Origin of the sequence: Nocardia sp. MDA0666, assembly GCF_003023875.1 — a bacterium.
Taxonomy (GTDB): Bacteria; Actinomycetota; Actinomycetes; order Mycobacteriales; family Mycobacteriaceae; genus Nocardia; species Nocardia aobensis.
The window spans coordinates 244,850-262,902 of record NZ_PYHT01000002.1; the positions used below are offsets into that span (position 1 = coordinate 244,850).

At 70.8% G+C, this 18,053-nt stretch carries 12 protein-coding genes; 8 read left to right on the forward strand and 4 right to left on the reverse strand.

Annotation, left to right across the window (positions count from 1 at the left end):
- Window positions 1-7: 7 nt before the first annotated feature.
- From recC to recD, 3 genes are read left to right on the forward strand one after another with little or no spacing between them, the layout of a single operon-like run.
- Window positions 8-3,466 carry an exodeoxyribonuclease V subunit gamma gene (gene recC / locus C8258_RS05670; RefSeq protein WP_233224895.1) on the forward strand — a complete coding sequence of 1,153 codons (3,459 nt, stop codon included), beginning with the start codon at window positions 8-10 and terminating at the stop codon, window positions 3,464-3,466.
- The gene (locus tag C8258_RS05675; protein ID WP_106954233.1) at window positions 3,463-7,197 is read left to right on the forward strand and encodes a UvrD-helicase domain-containing protein; all 3,735 of its coding nucleotides are present in this window, start codon (window positions 3,463-3,465) and stop codon (window positions 7,195-7,197) included. The genes recC and C8258_RS05675 overlap by 4 nt, the downstream gene beginning before the upstream one ends.
- Window positions 7,194-9,074 carry an exodeoxyribonuclease V subunit alpha gene (gene recD / locus C8258_RS05680; protein WP_106954234.1) on the forward strand — a complete coding sequence of 627 codons (1,881 nt, stop codon included), beginning with the start codon at window positions 7,194-7,196 and terminating at the stop codon, window positions 9,072-9,074. Before C8258_RS05675 ends, recD begins: the two co-directional genes overlap by 4 nt.
- A 22-nt stretch (window positions 9,075-9,096) precedes the next feature.
- On the opposite strand, the gene C8258_RS05685 is transcribed toward recD, so the two are convergent.
- Window positions 9,097-9,801: a TetR/AcrR family transcriptional regulator gene (locus C8258_RS05685; protein ID WP_106954235.1), complete on the reverse strand. Its 705-nt coding sequence runs from the start codon at window positions 9,799-9,801 to the stop codon at window positions 9,097-9,099.
- A gap of 130 nt (window positions 9,802-9,931) precedes the next feature.
- Here C8258_RS05685 and C8258_RS05690 point away from each other — a divergent pair, with 130 nt between their 5' ends.
- On the forward strand, window positions 9,932-11,503 hold the full coding sequence (locus C8258_RS05690; RefSeq protein WP_106954236.1) for a succinic semialdehyde dehydrogenase: 1,572 nt from the start codon (window positions 9,932-9,934) through the stop codon (window positions 11,501-11,503).
- Window positions 11,504-11,540: 37 nt separating this feature from the next.
- Window positions 11,541-12,368, forward strand: a complete 828-nt coding sequence (locus C8258_RS05695; protein ID WP_106954237.1) for an SDR family NAD(P)-dependent oxidoreductase — start codon at window positions 11,541-11,543, stop codon at window positions 12,366-12,368.
- 30 nt (window positions 12,369-12,398) lie between these two features.
- On the opposite strand, the gene C8258_RS05700 is transcribed toward C8258_RS05695, so the two are convergent.
- Complete coding sequence (locus C8258_RS05700) at window positions 12,399-12,914, reverse strand: NUDIX domain-containing protein (protein WP_106954238.1); 516 nt, start codon at window positions 12,912-12,914, stop codon at window positions 12,399-12,401.
- Between the two features lie 84 nt (window positions 12,915-12,998).
- Here C8258_RS05700 and C8258_RS05705 point away from each other — a divergent pair, with 84 nt between their 5' ends.
- The 3 genes from C8258_RS05705 to C8258_RS05715 all read left to right on the forward strand — a co-directional run bounded on the left by C8258_RS05705 (window position 12,999) and on the right by C8258_RS05715 (window position 16,233).
- A complete protein-coding gene (locus tag C8258_RS05705; RefSeq protein WP_106954239.1) occupies window positions 12,999-14,171 on the forward strand; it encodes an SPFH domain-containing protein in 1,173 nt (390 codons plus the stop codon).
- Window positions 14,172-14,570: 399 nt separating this feature from the next.
- Entirely contained in the window at window positions 14,571-15,725 is a 1,155-nt protein-coding gene (locus C8258_RS05710) for a hypothetical protein (RefSeq protein WP_199195601.1), read from the forward strand.
- Window position 15,726: 1 nt separating this feature from the next.
- Complete coding sequence (locus tag C8258_RS05715; RefSeq protein ID WP_106954240.1) at window positions 15,727-16,233, forward strand: hypothetical protein; 507 nt, start codon at window positions 15,727-15,729, stop codon at window positions 16,231-16,233.
- Window positions 16,234-16,243: 10 nt separating this feature from the next.
- On the opposite strand, the gene C8258_RS05720 is transcribed toward C8258_RS05715, so the two are convergent.
- Both C8258_RS05720 and C8258_RS05725 read right to left on the reverse strand, forming a co-directional pair.
- On the reverse strand, window positions 16,244-17,068 hold the full coding sequence (locus tag C8258_RS05720) for a putative protein N(5)-glutamine methyltransferase (RefSeq protein WP_233224896.1): 825 nt from the start codon (window positions 17,066-17,068) through the stop codon (window positions 16,244-16,246).
- Window positions 17,069-17,120: 52 nt separating this feature from the next.
- On the reverse strand, window positions 17,121-17,993 hold the full coding sequence (locus tag C8258_RS05725) for a YdcF family protein (RefSeq protein ID WP_233224897.1): 873 nt from the start codon (window positions 17,991-17,993) through the stop codon (window positions 17,121-17,123).
- Window positions 17,994-18,053: the final 60 nt, after the last annotated feature.

The following is an 18,053-nucleotide window of genomic DNA, read 5'->3' on the forward strand; positions in this document are numbered from 1 at the left end:
TGCGCAGGTGCTGCACATCCACCGGGCCGAGTCGGCGCGCACGCTCGCCGACGCGCTCGCCGCGATGCTGTCGCACCCGCTGCCGGACCCCTTCGCCGCCGAGGTCGTCGCGGTCGGCGCGCACGGCGTGCAACGCTGGCTCAACCAGCGGCTCGCGGTGACCCTGGGCGCGCGGACCGGTGACGGCGTGGCCGCCAACATCGACTATCCGACCCCGGCGGCGCTGGTCGCCGACATCTCGGCCACTGCCTCCGATATCGCCGCCGACGCCGACCCGTGGGCGCCCGACCGGCTGGTGTGGCCCGTACTGGCAGCGATGGACGCCGCGATCGGCGAGCCGTGGGCGGCGGTGCTGGCCCGGCATCTGGGCATGGGCGCCGGTCCGGCCGAGGCGTACCGGGCGGGGCGACGGCTGAGCACCGCGACGCATATCGCGACCCTGTTCGACACCTACGGCACCACCCGCCCCACCCTGATCACCGACTGGGCCGACGGCGCCGACACCGACGGCTGCGGCGCCGACCTACCCGACGACCTGCGGTGGCAGCCGCGGCTGTGGCGGCGGGTGCGCGAGGCGATCGGCATTCCCGCACCGGCGCAGCGGCTCGACACCGTCTGCCGCCGGCTGCGCACCGATCCGGCGAGTATCGATCTGCCGCAGCGCCTTTCGGTCTTCGGACTGCCCCGGATCGCGGCCGCGCAGCTCGCGGTACTCGAGGCGGTGGCCGAACACCGCGAGGTGCACCTCTGGCTGGCCCATCCCAGCCCGGCGCTGTGGGAGCGGTTACGGTCCGCCCCGGATGTCGCCCCGGATGTCGCCCGTCCGGCGGGAGCCGGCGCCACCGGATCCGGCGAGACCGCGGAAGCCGTTGCAGGGCTCGCGGGTGCGGCGACGATCGTGCGAAGCCCTCTCGCCGCTCCCCGGCGGGTGGTGGCCGATCCGATCGCCCGGCATCCGCTGCTGGCGGCGCTGGGCCGCGACGTGCGCGAGGTGCAGAACAGGCTGGCGACCGTGGATTTCGCCGACCAGCATCACCAGCCGAATCGCACGAGTGACGAAAACGGTTCGGGCACAGTGCTTTCCGAGCTGCAAGAGGCCATCCGCGCGGACCGCTGGCCACCGATGGTGTGCGACGCCGACGACAGCGTGCAGATCCACGCCTGCCACGGCCCCGCCCGGCAGGTGGAGGTGTTGCGCGATGTCCTGCTCGGCCTCTTCCAGCGCGATCCCACTCTCGAACCGCGCGACGTGATCGTGCTGTGCCCCGATCCCGACGGCTACGCCCCGCTGGTGCGGGCCGCCTTCGGCCAGGGGCCCGCCGCGCTCGACGACCCCGACGCGAATCCCGCACACGGCTTACGGGTGCGGCCCGCCGAACGCAGTGCGGGCGCGGCGAATTCGGTGCTCGCGGTGCTGGAGGATCTGCTGGCGCTGGCCGAGGGACGTCTCGGCGTCACCCAGGTGCTCGACCTCGCCGCCACCGAACCCGTCCGGTATCGCTGCGGATTCGACGACGACGATATCGAGCGGCTGCGCGAATGGGCCGCCGAAACCGGCGCCCGCTGGGGGATCGGGCAACGGCAGCGGCAGGCCTTCGGGCTCGCCGAATTCGGCCAGAACACCCTCAACGCGGCGGTCGACCGGATTCTGCTCGGCGTCGCCGCGGGGGAATCGGGCGAGGACTGGCTGGATCTGGCGCTGCCGCTGGACGACGTCGACTCCGGTGATGTGGATCTGGCAGGGCGTTTCGCCGAATTCGTCGACCGGCTCGCGGTCTGCGTGCGCGATCTGAGCGGACCCACCCCGGCCGAACCCGCCGGCGCACCGCGCCCCGCCCGGCAGTGGCTGCAGATCCTGCATCGCGCGCTCGATCTGCTCACCGATCTACCGGCCGCCGCGGCCTGGCAGGGGGTGCAGGCGCGCCGGGAACTGGCCGCCGCCTTCGAGCACGCGGATGCGGCCGAGTTGCGGCTGCCCGATGTGATCGCCGCCCTGCGGGCGCGGTCCCGGGCCCGGGCGCCGCGCTCCAATTACCGCACCGGTGAGCTCACCGTCTGCGGGCTGGCGCCGATGCGGTCGGTTCCGCATCGGGTGGTGGTGCTGCTCGGGCTCGACGACGAGGTGTTCCCGCGCACCGGCGGCATCGACGGCGACGACGTGACGGCGCGGGAACCGCTTGTCGGAGAACGCGATCCGCGCAGCGAGGACCGCGGACTGCTGCTCGATGCCGTTCTGGCCGCGCACCAGCATCTGGTGGTGCTCTACACCGGTGCCGATCCGGTGACCGGTACACCCCGGCCGCCGGTGACACCACTCGCGGAACTGATCGACGTGGTGCGCGCCCACCGTGGGACCGGTGAGGTGGTGCGTCGGCATCCGCTGCAGGCATACGACGGCCGCAATTTCGAGGCGCGGGACCCGTTCGGTTTCGACTCCCTGGCGCTGGCCGCCGCCCGCGCCGCGGCTCGCCCCGCGCAACCGATTCCGCCGTGGTTGTCCGGCCCACTGCCGGCCGTGGCGCGCACGGATGTGGAACTGGCGGAACTGGTGTCGTTCGCCGAACATCCGATCCGGGCCTTCCTGTGGCAGCGGCTGGGCATCCGGGTGCCGGAGGAGGACGAGGACATCGATGAACGCCTGCCCATCGAACTGACCGGGCTGGCCACCTGGAACATCGGTGAACGCATGCTGGCGGCCCGGCTCACCGGCGCCGATCCGGGCGCGCTGCGCGCCGCGGAATGGCGGCGCGGCACCCTGCCGCCGTTCGGCCTCGGCGCTTCGGTGCTCGCCGAGGTGGAATCCACCGTGGACCGGCTGGTGCAGGTCGCCGCGCCACTGCAGCAGGCGCCGGCACGCACCATCGATATCGCGGTGGATCTGGGCTCGGGGCGGCGGCTGACCGGGACGGTCGCCGATGTGCACGACGACGCCGTCGTGCGCGCCACCTATTCGCGGCTCGCGCCCAAACATCGGATGGCGGCGTGGGTGCGGCTGCTGGCGCTGGCCGCCACCGAACGCCATCAGAGCTGGCAGGCCGTGAGCATCGGGCGCGGCAAGTTCGGCCGCCCGGCCTGGCGTTCGTCGCTGACCGCACCGGCCCCCGCACTCGCGGCGGACCTGCTGCGCGAGCTGGCCGACCTGCGCGAGGAGGGCTTGGCCGAACCACTGTCGTTCGCGCCGTCGGCCTCGGCGGTGTACGCCGAACGCCGCTGCCGCGGAGCCGATCTCGACTCCGCCCGCGCCGCCGCGGAAGAGGAGTTCTACGGCGGGCCGAAGGGACCGCGCCCGTTCGGTGACCACACCGACCGCTACCTGACCTACATCCGAGGACCCGAACCGAGCTTCGAGCAACTGGAAACCCCGCTGCCCGAACCGGACCGCTACGGCGAGACCACCACCTTCGGCTCGGTGGCCCGGCGACTGTGGAATCCGCTGCTGGCCAACGAATCCCAGGGGCAGCCATGACCGAGGAACTGTTCCCCGTCACCGATCTGCGCGCCCCGGAAGCGGCGGCGCACACCACCACCCGCCGCCGCGCTCGTGATGCCGATGAATCGACCGGCCCGGCCGAACTTTTCGCCCTCGACGAACTCCGACCGGAAAACGAGACGGACCTTCTCGATACGGCTGCCGAACCCTCCGATGCCGCCGCCGACAGCGGTGTCGAAGAGCAGCGCAACGGTGGTTCGGATGCCGGCCGCCGTGACCGCGCCGCCGACACCGATGACAACGGGCGGCGCGACGGCGGGTTCGAGTTCGCCGACCGCGCACCCGAATCCGCAGGCGCCGAGAAGCGCGGGGACGCCATCCAGAATTGTGGAGGCACCGACGCGGAAGGTGCGGGAGAACCCACGGAAACGAAAGCCGGTGGCTCCGCACCGTTCGGCCAGTTCGCTCTGTGTGGTGACTTGCCTACGGGGACAACTGTTCTCGAGGCGAGCGCGGGGACGGGGAAGACATACGCCATTGTCGGGCTGGCGGTGCGGTTCGTCGCCGAGGGGCTGGTCGACATCTCGCAGCTGCTGCTGGTGACCTTCAGCCGGGCGGCGACCCAGGAGTTGCGGGAACGTACGCGGGAGCGGTTCGTCACCGTCGCGGCCGCGCTCGACGATCCGGAGGCCGCGCGCGCCGGAACCGACGAGTTGATCGCCCATCTGGCCGACGCCGATCCGGCCGAGGTGGCGCGGCGGCGCCGGAGGTTGGTCGCGGCGCTGTCGGATTTCGATGCCGGGACCATCTCCACCACCCACGGGTTTTGTCAGCGCATGCTCGACGAACTCGGCATCGCGGGCGAACACGATCCGCGGGTGCGGCTGGTCGAGGGCATCGAGGAACTGGTGAGCACCGTCGCCGAGGATTTGTACCTGGCCCGCTACGCCCGTGGCGGCGCGCCGATGCCGGTGCGCCAGGCGCTGTCGCTGGCGGCGGCCGCGGTGGCGGACCGGCGCGCGCGGCTGGTGCCGGGGGAGGAACTCGGCGATCACCCGGCGGCCGAGGCGGCGGCGTTCGCGGCGGCGGTGCGCGCGGAAGTCGATCGGCGCAAACGGCTTTCGGGCATCCGCGACTTCGACGACCAGCTGGTGCTACTGCACGACGTACTCGCCGACCCGGTCCACGGCGAGCGCGCATGCCGCCGCATCCGCGACCGCTTCCGCGTGACACTGGTCGACGAATTCCAGGACACCGACCCCCTGCAGTGGGACATCCTGCGGCGGGTCTTCCACGACCACACGACCCTGGTGCTGGTCGGCGATCCGAAACAGGCGATCTACGCCTTCCGCGGCGCCGAGGTCCTCAGCTACCTGGACGCTGTCGCCCACGCCGACACCCGCCGCGAACTCGATACCAACCGGCGCAGCGACGCCGGTCTGCTGGCGGCACTGCACCACATGCTCGGCGGTGCCGCCCTGGGACATCCGCAGATCACGGTGCCGCAGGTCACGGCGGTGCGGCCGCACAGCCGGCTCACCGGGCCCGAGGGTGCGGCGGTTCCGTTGCGGCTCAGGTGTTTTCCCCGCCAGGGTGCCGGAGCGTTGAACGGGAGCGGATTCCCGGTGGTGGGCCGCCAGCGCGATCGGGTCGCCACCGACCTCGCCGCCGATATCGTCCGCACCCTCGAGTCCGGGGCCCGGTTCGGCGACCGCCCGCTGGGACCCGGCGATATCGCCGTGCTGGTCCGCACCCGCGCGCAGATCGACCTGGTGCGCGCGGAACTGGACCGCGCCGGTGTCGCGTCCGTACTCGCCGGTGGTGCCAGCGTTTTCGCCACCCGCAGTGCCACCGACTGGCTGTGGGTGCTGCGCGCGCTGGAACAACCGCACCGCGGTGATCGGGTCCGGCTCGCGGCGACCACCCCGCTGCTCGGACTGTCCGCGGCCGATATCGACGCCGGTGGCGCGGATCTGGTGGGCCGGCTCAGCACCCAGCTGCGCGACGCGGCCCGGCTGTTCGCGCGGTCCGGTTTCGCGGCCGTGTTCGACCGGCTGTCCGCCCAGGCGCAGCCCGCGCCGCGACTGCTGGCCCAGAGCGGCGGTGAACGGCGCCTGACCGATCTGCGGCATATCGCGCAACTGCTCGACGAGGTCGCCGCGCGGGAATCGCTCGGGCTCACCGCGCTGACCCGCTGGCTGGCCGACCGGGTGCGTGATCCGGCCTCGGGCGCCGTCGCGGGACGCAGCCGTCGCCTCGACCGCGATGCCGCCGCGGTGCAGATCGCCACCGTGCACGCCAGTAAGGGCCTGGAATTCCCCGTCGTCTATCTGCCTTTCGCGTGGGACGGCGCGAAGAACCCCAACCCGTCGACGCTGCTGTTCCACAACGGCGACGAACGGGTCCTGGACGTCGGCGGCCCTGAGGCGCCCGGTTACGCCGAGCACCGCCGTCGCTGTGAGGCCGAGGAAGCGGGGGAGGAGCTGCGGCTGCTGTACGTCGCGGTGACCCGGGCGCAGTGCCAGGTGGTGGCCTGGTGGGCGCCGGCCTACGGAACGGCCGCCGCGCCGCTGCACCGGATGATCCTGGGCCGCGACCCCGGCAGCGCCGAGGTGCCGGCCCGCAGTGAGGTGCCCGCGGACCCGATCGTGTTGCAGCAGTTGCGCGAATGGGCCGCGGCCGCCGGTCCCGGCCTGATCGAGATCGAGCCCGTCCGCGCGGCGGTCGAGGCGCAGTTGCGCACCGAACGCGGACAGACCGGCGACCAGACGCTCGAGGCGGCGCGGTTCACCCGCTCCGTCGACCACGACTGGCGCCGTACCTCGTACTCTGCGCTCACCGCCTCGGCGCACGAAACAGCCCATGGCGCAACGGATTTGGTGGTGACGGATCCCGTCGAAGGCGGCACCGACGAGCCGTTGTCGCCGGCGCCGGAACTCGGTCCCGGCCTCGGAGCGGAGGATGAATTCGCCGGTGCGGCACCGTCGTTGATGAACGACCTGCCCTACGGCGCCGAATTCGGCACGCTCGTGCACGGCGTGCTCGAGCTGGTCGACACCGATGCGCCGGACCTGGCCGCCGAGGTCCTGCTGCGCTGCGAACAGGCCGTCGAGCAACTCATGGCCGATATCGATCCCGGCGAACTCGCCCGCGCGCTCGTCGCGGTGCTGCGCACACCGTGCGATCCGGTCGCGCTGGCCGACATCCGGTCGCGGGATCGGTTGAACGAATTGGAATTCGAACTGCCGCTCGCGGGCGGTGACGACCCGGTGGCGGAGCGGGTGACGGTCCGGCGGATCGGCGCCCTGCTGCGGAAATATCTGCGGTCCGACGATCCGTTCGCCACCTACGCCGATGCCCTCTACCTGCTCGACGACATTCCGCTGCGCGGATATCTGACCGGAAGTATCGACGCGGTGCTGCGGACCGACGGCCCCCGCTTCCTCGTCGTCGACTACAAGACCAACCGGCTCGGCACCGGTGAGCTGACCGTGGCGCACTATCGGCGCGACCGCATGGCCGAGGAGATGATGCGCTCGCACTATCCGCTGCAGGCGCTGCTGTATTCGGCCGCGCTGCACCGCTATCTGCGGTGGCGCCTGCCCGACTACGATCCAGCGCGCCACCTCGGCGGGGTGCGCTATCTGTTCGTGCGCGGCATGATCGGCCCCGCCACCCCACCCGGCCACGGCGTCTTCGACTGGGACCCACCGGCCGAGCTGATCGTGGCACTGTCGGATCTCCTGGCCGGCCAGGAGGGCCGATGACAGCGATTGCTCTGGCGCAGCGCGCCACCGGCCTGCTGCGAACCTTCAACACCGCCGGCGTGCTGTCGGCGGCCGATGTGCACGTGGCGTTGCGGCTGGGCAAGCTCGGCGGTGAATCAGGGGAGCAGGTGCTGCTGGCCGCCGCGCTCGCGGTGCGTGCGGTGCGGTCGGGGTCGGTATGCCTGGAATTGCGGCGCATGCACGAAATCGGTGTCGACGGTGAGGGTTTCGACCTCGGCGAGGCGGAACCGATCGATCCCGCACTGCTGCCCTGGCCGGACGTCGACAGCCTGTGCGAGCAGTTGCGCGCGAGCCCACTGGTGTGCGGCAGCCCGGCCGGTCCGCTGTGCCCACTGCGGCTGGTCGATTCCGAGGGCGGGCCGCTGCTGTATCTGGACCGCTACTACCGGCAGGAGCAGACGATCCGCGAGGTGCTCGCGGACCGTGCGCACGGGCATCCGCTCGTCGACCCGGACACCGTGCGCCGGGAACTGGACCGGCTGTTCCCCGGCACGGGCGGGCCCGGCGCCGCCCCGGACCGTCAGCGCATCGCCGCCACCGTCGCCGCCACCAGCTGGACCACGGTGGTCGCCGGTGGTCCCGGTACCGGTAAGACCCACACCATCGCCCGCATTCTGGCACTGCTGGTCGCGCATCAGCGCGCGGTCGCCGACACCGCACCGCTGCGTATCGCGCTGGCCGCGCCGACCGGCAAAGCCGCTGCGCGCCTTCAGGAATCGGTGCGTGAACAGGCCGGCGACCTCGACCTGCCGGAACTGACCGCGGCCACTGTGCACCGGCTGCTGGGCTGGCAGCGCGGCGGCACCACCCGCTTCCGCCATCACGCCCACAATCGGCTGCCCTACGACGTCATCGTCGTCGACGAAACCTCCATGGTGTCGCTGACCATGATGAGCAGGCTGCTGCCGGCTGTGCGCCCGGACGCCCGGCTGGTCCTCGTCGGTGACCCGGATCAGCTCGCCTCGGTCGATGCCGGTGCCGTCCTCGCCGATCTGGTCGCGGGCCCGGTGGCCGGGCCGCCGAATCCGATCCTCGAGCGGATCCTCGACACCGGTTCCGGTCCGGTGGCCGGTGCCGAAGATCTCAGTGAACGGGAACGAAACCGATTGCGCGGCGGCATGATTCGCCTGACCCGCGGCCGCCGGTTCGGCGGCCGGATCGCCGATCTGGCGGTGGCGGTGCGCGCCGGAGACGCCGAGACGGCGCTCGCGCTGCTGCACGACGGCGGTACGGAGCTGTCCCTGCACGAACCCGACGACATCGCCGATGTGCGTGCCGACGTGGTGCGCGCCGCCCGCGAATCCACCACTGCCGCCGAGGCCGGGGACGCCGCGGCGGCGCTGCGGGCGATGGAATCGCATCGCCTGCTGTGCGCGCACCGGCAGGGGCCGTTCGGCGTCGAACGGTGGGACCGCATGGCCGGCGGCTGGGTCGCCGCGGCCGGGATCGGCACGGAATCCGTTGCCGGACAGTGGTTTCCCGGCCAACCCCTGCTGGTGACAGCCAACGACCACGAGGCCCGCATCTACAACGGCGACACCGGTGTCATCGTGCGGTCCGGCGACGGTGGCCTGCGCGCGGCGCTGCAGCGTGGCAGCGAACCGTATCTGGTGCATCCCACCCAGTTCCCGGGTGTCACCACGGTGTACGCGATGACCATCCACCGCAGCCAGGGCAGCCAGTACGGTGCGGTGACGATCGTGCTGCCGGGCCCGGAGTCGACGCTGCTGACCCGTGAACTGCTCTATACCGCGATCACTCGCGCCCGGCAGCGGGTGCGCATCATCGGTACGGCCGAGGCGCTGGAGGCCGGGATCTCGCGGCGGGTGCTGCGGGCGAGCGGGCTGCGCGGCTGATCCGGGGCGTCGTCGCGGGAGTTCAGCCCTGTACGGGCAGGAAGATGCCCGGAATCGTCAGGGCGAGTTCGACATCCTCGCGTCGGCCGAGGGTGACCAGCACCGTGCGGATCATCGTCAGCCGGGCCTCGGCGACCGCCTCGGGATCCGGGTCCGCGCCCGGTGCGGTGGCCAGCGACACCTGGTAGACCACGAATGCGCAGACCTGCAGTGCCGTGTCGAGGTCCAGCGGTGCGGGCAACTGCCGGCCCAGTACGGCGAACTTCTCCCGCACCAGCGCGCGGATATCGTCGAACGCCTCCTCCCGGTACGCCGAGACCGGTGAGGCCGGATCGTGCAGTTCCGCGAACACCGGGCGCAGCATCGGCCCGTGCCCCCGGGCCCAGTCCAGGTAGGCGTCGATGATGCCGATGCCGAGCGCCACCGGCTCCTCGGACTCCTCCAGTGCCCGGCGGATACCGCCCACCAAGCCCTCGTTGGACTGCGTGAGGACGACGTCGAGCGGGGCCGTGGCGTTGGCGAAATAGCGGTAGAAGGTGGGCCGCGAGATCCCGGCCTGTTCGATGATGCGCGCGACACTCAGTCCGCGCGAACCGGATTCGGTGAACACCGCGGCGGTGGCGGCGACGATGCGGGAGCGCACCTCGTCGGCCTGTGCGGGCGTCTGCGGCGGCCGGCCCCGGCGAGCGGCGCCGTTGTGAGTGGTGAGCACCCCGTCCTGCGGCATCCGTGGTACCTCCCTGATCGGTTGTGCGGACTTGACATGGCCCGGCATCGCCCCATTAATCTAACATCGGTGTTAATCTAACACTGGTGTTCAACAAATTGTTGGCGCCTGCCGACCGAGAGGGCCGACAATGACGACCGCCCCAGACCTCGCCGCTGCACCGGCCCTGCCGCAGGAGTTGGTGCACCGCCTGCTCGCGCACGCCACCGCGGGTGGCGCTCCCTCGGTGGCGGTCCTCGCCCCGGCCACCGGCGCCAAGATCGCCGATCTGCCGCAGTCGTCCACCGCCGATATCGAGTCCGCCTTCGCGACCGCCCGCAGCGCTCAGCAGCAGTGGGCGCGGGTTCCCGTGCGCGAACGGGTGGCGGTGCTGCGCCGCTTCCACGACCTGGTCCTGGCCGAACAGGACACCGTCCTCGACATCGTCCAGACCGAGGCCGGCAAGTCGCGCGTGCACGCCTTCGACGAGGTCGGGGATGTGGCGGTCAACGCTCGCTACTACGCCGCCGCGGCCGAACGGCTGCTCGCCTCGCGCACCCCGCGCGGTGTGCTGCCGGTGCTCACCAAGGTCGAGGTCCGCAACCGGCCCAAGGGTGTGGTCGCGGTGATCTCGCCGTGGAACTACCCGTTGGCCCTGGCCGTGTCCGACGCGCTGCCCGCGCTCATGGCCGGTAACGCGGTCGTCGCGCGACCGGACAACCAGACCGCGCTCACCGCACTGTGGGCGATCGACGCCGCCGAACGCGCCGGCCTGCCCGCGGGGCTGTGGCAGGCGGTGCTGGGCCGCGGCTCGGTGATCGGCGGTGAGGTGATCGCGCGTGCCGACTACGTCGACTACACCGGTTCCAGCGCCACCGGCCGCACCATCGCCCGGCAGGCGGGGGAGCGGCTGATCGGCTACTCGCTCGAACTGGGCGGCAAGAATCCGCTGCTGGTGCTCGCCGACGCCGATGTGAGCGCGGCCGCCAAGATCGCGGTGCGCGCCTGTTTCGCCTCGGCGGGGCAGCTGTGCGAATCCATCGAGCGCATCTACGTGCACGACCGCGTCTACGATCGGTTCGTCAGCGAATTCACCTCCGCCACAAAGGCTTTGCGGCTCGGTTCGGCGCTCGACTACTCCTACGAGATGGGTTCGCTGACCTTTCCGCGCCAGCTCGACACGGTCACCGAACACGTCCAGGACGCCGTCGCCAAGGGCGCGACCGTGCTGGCCGGCGGCCGCGCGCGGCCGGACCTCGGCCCGTACTTCTACGAGCCGACCGTCCTGGCCGGGGTGCGACCGGGTATGACCGTCTACCGCGAGGAGACCTTCGGCCCGGTCGTCTCGATCTACCGCGTGCACAGCGACGACGAGGCCGTCGAGCAGGCCAACGACACCGCCTACGGTCTCAACGCCAGTGTGTGGAGCCGTGATACCGGACGCGCCCGTGAGATCGCCGCCCGCATCCACGCCGGATCGGTGAACGTGAACGAGGGCTTCATCGCCGCGTGGGGCAGTGTCGCGGCCCCCTCCGGCGGGCTCGGCATCTCCGGCAGCGGCCGCCGCCACGGCCCGGAGGGACTGCTCAAGTACGTCGACACCCAGACCATCGCGGTCCAGCGCGCGCTGCCGATCGCGCCGCTGCCGGGCATGTCGGAAGCACTGTGGGCCAAGACCATGACGCTCTACTTCGGCGTGATGAAGGCGTTGCGACAGAAATGATCTCGCCCGCTCGGGCACATCGGGAAAGGGAACGGATATGGATACGGTCGCGGGCAAGCGGGTACTGATCACCGGCGCGGCGATGGGCCTGGGCAAATCCTTCGCCCAGCGGGCGGTGCGCGAACAGGCCGCCGACGTGGTGCTCTGGGATGTCAACGAGACCGCGCTGAAGCAGACCGCCGCCGAACTGTCCTCCGGATCGGTGAGCCGGGTGCATCACTACGTGGTCGACGTCGCCGATCAGCAGTCGATCATCGAGGCCGGCGCCGCGGTGCGATCGGAGGTCGGCGATATCGACGTGCTGGTCAACAATGCCGGAATCGTGCGCGGCAACGGCTACTTCTGGGAAACCGAGAACCGCGCCGACATCGACAAGACGATGGCGATCAATTCGCTGGCGCCCATGTACGTCGCGCTGGAATTCCTGCCCGCGATGGTCAGCCGCAGGACCCCGGCACGGGTGCTGAACATCGCCTCCTCGGCGGCGCTGGTGGCCAATCCGCGCATGAGTGTCTACGCCGCCTCCAAGTGGGCGGCGCTGGGCTGGTCGGACTCGGTGCGCCTGGAACTGGAGCAGTCCGGCAACGAGCACGTGAAGGTCACCACGGTGTGCCCGACCTACATCAACACCGGAATGTTCGACGGCGCCAAGGGTTTCTGGTTCACGCCGATCCTGGAGCAGGAAGAGGTCGTCGACACCGCGTGGCGGGAGATGAAGAACGGTGCGGCGCTGGTCGTGCTGCCGTGGACCTCCCGCCTCAACCGCGCCATCTCCGGTCTGCTGCCGCTGAAGGTGCGTGACTACTATCTGAACAAGGTGGGCGTCTATCACTCGATGGACGAATTCACCGGTCGCAAGTCCTGAGGCTCAGTCGATTCCAGCGGCTTGGCCGAATCACGAGGCTTCACCGGGCCGGTCGCGCCACGGGAGCGTGACCGGTTCGGGTGGAATCCGACCCGCCAGCAGATCGCCGAGGAGCCCGGCGAGACCGAGCGGGTAGACCTCCTGATCGGTGCTCGCGAGCTCATCGACACTCCACCAGCGGAATTCGTCGATGGCGGTGCTTTCGTAGGTCAGCAGGCCACTCGTGTCCAGGTCGGTGCCCGCGGTGGGCAGCCGGTAGAAGAAATAGTCCTCGCGGAACATGCCCGACAGCCAGCCGGGGATCTCCAGATGCCCGGCCGCCACCGCCACCTGAGGTCCGAGATCGGCTGCGGTGACCCGTAATCCGGTCTCCTCGCCCAATTCCCGGGCCGCGGCCTCCGCGGGCGACTCGGCCGCATCGATCCCACCGCCGGGGGTGATCCAATACAGCGGATCCAGCGTGCCGCGATAGGCGATGAGCAGAATCCGGTCGTCGGCGTCCGCGAGGATCACCCGTCCCGACCTGCGCACGTATCGCTGCTCCACAGGGCCTCATGCTAGCGGCCGCGGCGAATCCGTTTGTGCCATACTCGGCGCGGCGGAATGCGCCGAGGGAGGACGGAAGTACGCATGGGCCTGATGGACAAGATCCGCGGTGAATTCGTCGACATCATCGAATGGCTCGACGATACGAATTCCACGCTGGCGTGGCGATTCCCGCGCTACGACAACGAGATCAAGAACGGCGCCGAGCTGATCGTGCGCGAGGGCCAGCAGGCCGTCTTCGTCTACCGGGGGCAGCTCGCCGACCGCTACGAGCCCGGCCATTACGCCCTGACCACGGAGAACATGCCGATCATGTCCACCCTGCAGGGGTGGAAGCACGGGTTCAACAGCCCGTTCCGGTCGGAGGTGTATTTCGTCAACACCCGGCCGGTCACCGATTTCCGCTGGGGCACACCGCAACCGGTGACGGTGCGAGATCCCGACTTCCGCATGGTGCAGGTCCGCGCCAACGGCACCACCATCGTGAAGGTGGTCGACCCGGCCGTGTTCCTGCGTCAGGTGATCGGCACCGAGAGCGTCGTCGACATGGAGCAGATCACCGATCTGCTGCGGCGCACGGTCGCGCTCGCGTTCTCGGATATGGTGCTCGCCACTGGTCTCGGCGCGATCGATCTGCAGGGCCGCCAGGTCGAATTGTCCGACAAGCTACGCGAATTCGTGGCGCAGCGGGTGGCCTCGTTCGGACTGGGCGTCGACGCGGTCACCATGACCATCTCGCTGCCGGAGGAGATCCAGCAGGCGATGACCCGCGGTGTGGCCCGCGGCGTCGAGGCCAGCGGATTCGCCGACAACGTCCGCGATCCGAACCGGTACCAGCAGGTGCAGGCGGCCGACGCGATGCTCGCCGCCGCGCAGAATCCCGGCGGCGGTGCGATGGGCGCGGCGATGCAGGCCGGAATGGGCGTGGCCCTGGGCGGGCAGATGGCGGGCGCGATGCAGGGAGCCTTCGCCCAGCCCGCCGCCGGCTACGCCCAGCCCGGCTACGGGCAGCAGCCGCCGCCGCTTCCGGTGCAGCAGCAGTTCCACATCGACCTCGACGGGCAGGCGGCGGGTCCTTTCCCGGTCGACCAGCTGCGCCAGTTCGTCGCCGCCGGCCGCCTCACCCCGCAGACGAACGTCTGGACCACCGGCATGTCCGCGTGGGCCGCCGCCTCGACCGTCCCCGCGCTGCAGTCGTTGTTCGGCGGTCCGCCGCCGCTGCCCGGCACCCCGCCCCCGCCGCCTCCCGTCGGCTAGCCGCACACCAGCCGAACCGGGGGACCGATGAACGACCCACGCCCACAACCGCACTCGTCTCCGATGCCGCCACCTGCGCCCGATGGTTATCGCGAGGCGGCGGGGATGCCTCCGCTGCGGTCACCTGCGCCAGGTGGCAATCGCGAGCCGGGGAGTATGCCCCCGTCACCCATGCCGGGCGGTGGTTACCGCATGCAGGACGGCACGACGCCGCCACCGGTGGGCGTCGGCGCGGATTATCCTGCCCCGGTCATCGGTCGTCCCGGGCCGCCACCGGTCGCGAATCGCGGGCCGGGAGTGGGCGGCGGCCCAGCGCTCTATCCGCCCGCGAACCATCCGCCGGCTGGCATGCCGCCGCTCGGCCCGCCGCCAGCTTCGCAGGGTTCCGCAGATCCGGCGATGCTGCACCGGACCGAACTGACTCGTACCTACCCCTGTACGGCCTGTGGCGGCCAGTTGGTATTCGATATCGCCTCGCAGCAGTTGCGGTGTCCCAGTTGCGGGAACTACTCGCCGCTGTCGGCGCCGCGGGCGCCGGTCGTCGCGCGGGATCTGCGGCAGGCGATGGGGGAGTTGCGTGCGCTGCAGGCCGTGACCGCCGGGCCGGAGGTCACCGGAGAACGAGAGGTGAAGTGCCAGAATTGCGGTGGCACAACCACGTTCGTCGGCAGTCTGACCGCGACCCGCTGCCCCTACTGTGCCACGCCGATCCAGCGCGACGACGTGCACAATGCTCCCGCCCGGTTGCCGGTGGACGGTGTCGTCCCGTTCCGCATCGACGAGAAGGCCGCGCGCGAACGCGTCGAGAAGTGGGTCTCCGGACGGTGGTTCGCCCCGACCGCGTTCAAGAAGTACAAGCGGCTCGGTTCGCTGGCCAGCGTCTACCACGCCTATTTCACCTACGACGCCGACGTGCACACCTGGTATCGCGGTGAACGCGGCGAAGAGTACACCGAACGCTACTGGGACGACGGAGAGCTGAAGAGCCGCACCGAAATTCGCTGGTATCCGGCGACGGGAGAGGTCGGCAACCGATTCGACGATCTGCCGATCCTCGCCAACGACATCGATGACAGCGCACGCGTGGCCGAACTCGAACCCTGGCCGGTCATGGAGGCCACCGGCTATTCGCCGGAGTACGTCGCCGGGCATCTGGCCCGCACCTACGATCGCGACGCCGAGCAGATGTTCCCGGTCGCCCGCGCCCGGATGGAGAAGGTCATCGAGCAGACCGTGCGCGCGGACATCGGCGGCGACCGTCAGCGCGTCCACGATGTGCGGTCGAGCTGGAATTCCCTGGCGTACAAGCACATTCTGCTGCCGATCTGGCTGCTGACCGTGGTCTACGCGAACACCCCGTTCCGGGTCTACATCAACGGCCTGACCGGTGAGGTCGTCGGGCAGCGGCCCTGGAGCAAGGTCAAGCTCGCCGCCTTCGTCACGGTCGTCACGCTGCTGATCATCGGCGCGGTCGTCGCCTTCTCGATGTGGCACGGCGGCGGAACCCACCATCACAGCACCGGCCACACCACCGTCGTCCATCACGGGAGCTGACATGTTCGTGCTGCTACTGCTCGTGCTGGCCTTCCTGGTGATCGTGGGCGGGGCGGTCGCGGTCGGCGCGGTGGCCCTGGCGCATCAGCGCCGCCGTATCGCCGCCGAGAACCAGGTGGTGCCGGGCACGGCCACCCGCGCACCGTCCGCGTGGGCGCGATCGCATGATCCCGAGGCCCGCCTGCACCGCCGCCTGCGCGATGCGATGACGGCGTTGCGCGCGGTGACCGCGTACGACACGGCGGCAACGGTGACCCTGCGGGCCGATCTGGAGCAGTCGGCACTGGCTCTCGACGACCACCTGGTCGCGATCTCGATGCTGCATCCCGACGCGCGCACCGCGCAGCGGGCACAGGCCGAACGTGCCGTCGCGGCGGTCGAGGCGGGTGTCGCCGACTATGCCACGGCGGCGACCCGGCCGGATCTCGGTGCGCTCGAGGCGGATCTGGCGGAGGTGCGGGCGCGGTTACGCACGGCCGACGACCTGCGCCGCGGCATCGGCAGCTAGCTCCCGCGGCTCAGCCGGCGGGTGTTCTGGTTCCGCACACCACGGTCGCGCCGTAGTCGGACGATTCCGCGATCGCGGGCCGCAGCCCCGCTGCCGCGACGATGGCGGTAGCGGTGTCGATCTGGGCGGTGCCGATCTCGACCAGCATCCAGCCGCCGACCGCGAGCCACCGGCCGGCGGCATCGGCCACGCGGCGCAGCACGTCGAGCCCGTCCTCGCCGCCGTCGAGGGCGGTGCGCGGTTCGTGGTCGCGGGCTTCCGGCGGCATCCGGGCGATCATCGCGGTCGGCACATACGGGGTGTTGGCCAGGAGCAGATCCACGCGTCCGATGAGTTCGCCGGGCAGTGCGGCGAACAGATCGCCCTGGAACACCTGCGCGCCCAGCGGTTCCAGATTGCGCCGCGCACACGCCACCGCGACGGTGTCGATATCGGCGGCGACCAGCTCGACGTCCACCTCACCGGCGCGCAATGCGGTCGTGGCCGCCAGGCCCAATGCGCCGGAGCCACAACACATGTCGACCACGGTGCGCCGATCACCCGGCCGGGCGGCAGTGCGTTCGAGCGCCTCGTCGATCAGGAACGCGGTGCGCTGCCGCGGCACGAAGACGCCGGGGTCGAGTGCCACCCGGACGCCGCGAAAGTCGGCCCAGCCCACCAGATATTCGAGCGGTATGCCTTCGATGCGGCGGGCGACGAGTGCGGAGAGCTCGCCGGGTGAGGAGGCGGCCTGCCGGAGCAGGGCCGCTTCCTCCTCGGCGAAGACGCATCCGGCGCGGCGCAGATCCGCCACGATCGCGTCGGTGCCGGATTCTTCGGATTCGGGGTCGATCACCCCATCATTGTCGGCACGGCGTCAACCACAATTTTTCGTGCGCGAGCACCGGTCAGCGGGCCGCCGGCAGCAGGAAGGTGCGGGTCGCGTCGAGATAGATGCCGCGCTGAGCGGTCTTGCTCGGCGGCGGCAGCTGCGACACCAGCTGGTCGAGCGAGGTCATCGCCCCGACCACGCGGGTGCCGGCGACGATGAAATCGGCCACTGCACGCCGGATGTGGTTCGGGGAAGTGACCACGACCGCACTGGTCGCGCCGGCGTCTCGCAGCATCTGGGTGCTGAACAGTGCGTTCTGCACGGTCGAGTTGGCGCGGTCCTCGACCAGCACGCGGGAGGCCGGAATGCCGTGGCCGATCAGCCAGCCGGCCATCGCGGCCGCCTCCGGCACGCCGTTCTGCGGGTTGCCGCCGGTTACCACGATCGGCGACGTCGGCGCAGCGATCGCCTGCAACCACGCGGCGGTGAGCCGGTTGACCAGTTCGGGGCGCAGACTGCCGTCGGGCAGCAGCCCGTAGCCGAGCACGACGATGCCGGTCTGCGGGCCGACCAGCGCCGGCAGCGGATTGGGCAGGGTGCCCACGGCCGCGCCGATGGCGCCGATGAGGTTGCGGGCCCCCTGAGCCATGCCGGGGTCGATGGCCGCCAGCCGGTTGAACGCGGCTTCGCGGGTGAGCAGATCGCCGGTGTAGTCCGACCAGATGCCCTGCAGGGCCAGTGCCTGCGCGTCGTCGGGGGTGCTGTCCAGCAGCGAGCGCAGGTCGGCGAGACCTGCCGCGTCGTTGCCGTTGACGAAGTTCTCCTGCGCCGAGTTGTACAGCGGCGCCGGTCCGTCGGCGGCCGTGGCCGTCGTGGTGAGCGGTCCGGCCAGCAGCGCGGCCGCCGAGGCCGCGACGAGAAGATGTTTTATACGTCTGGCGATGTTCACTGCAGTTGTCACCTTTCCGGGCGAGCGGGATCCCGCGTGGGTGGGGTGGGGCGTGGGCAC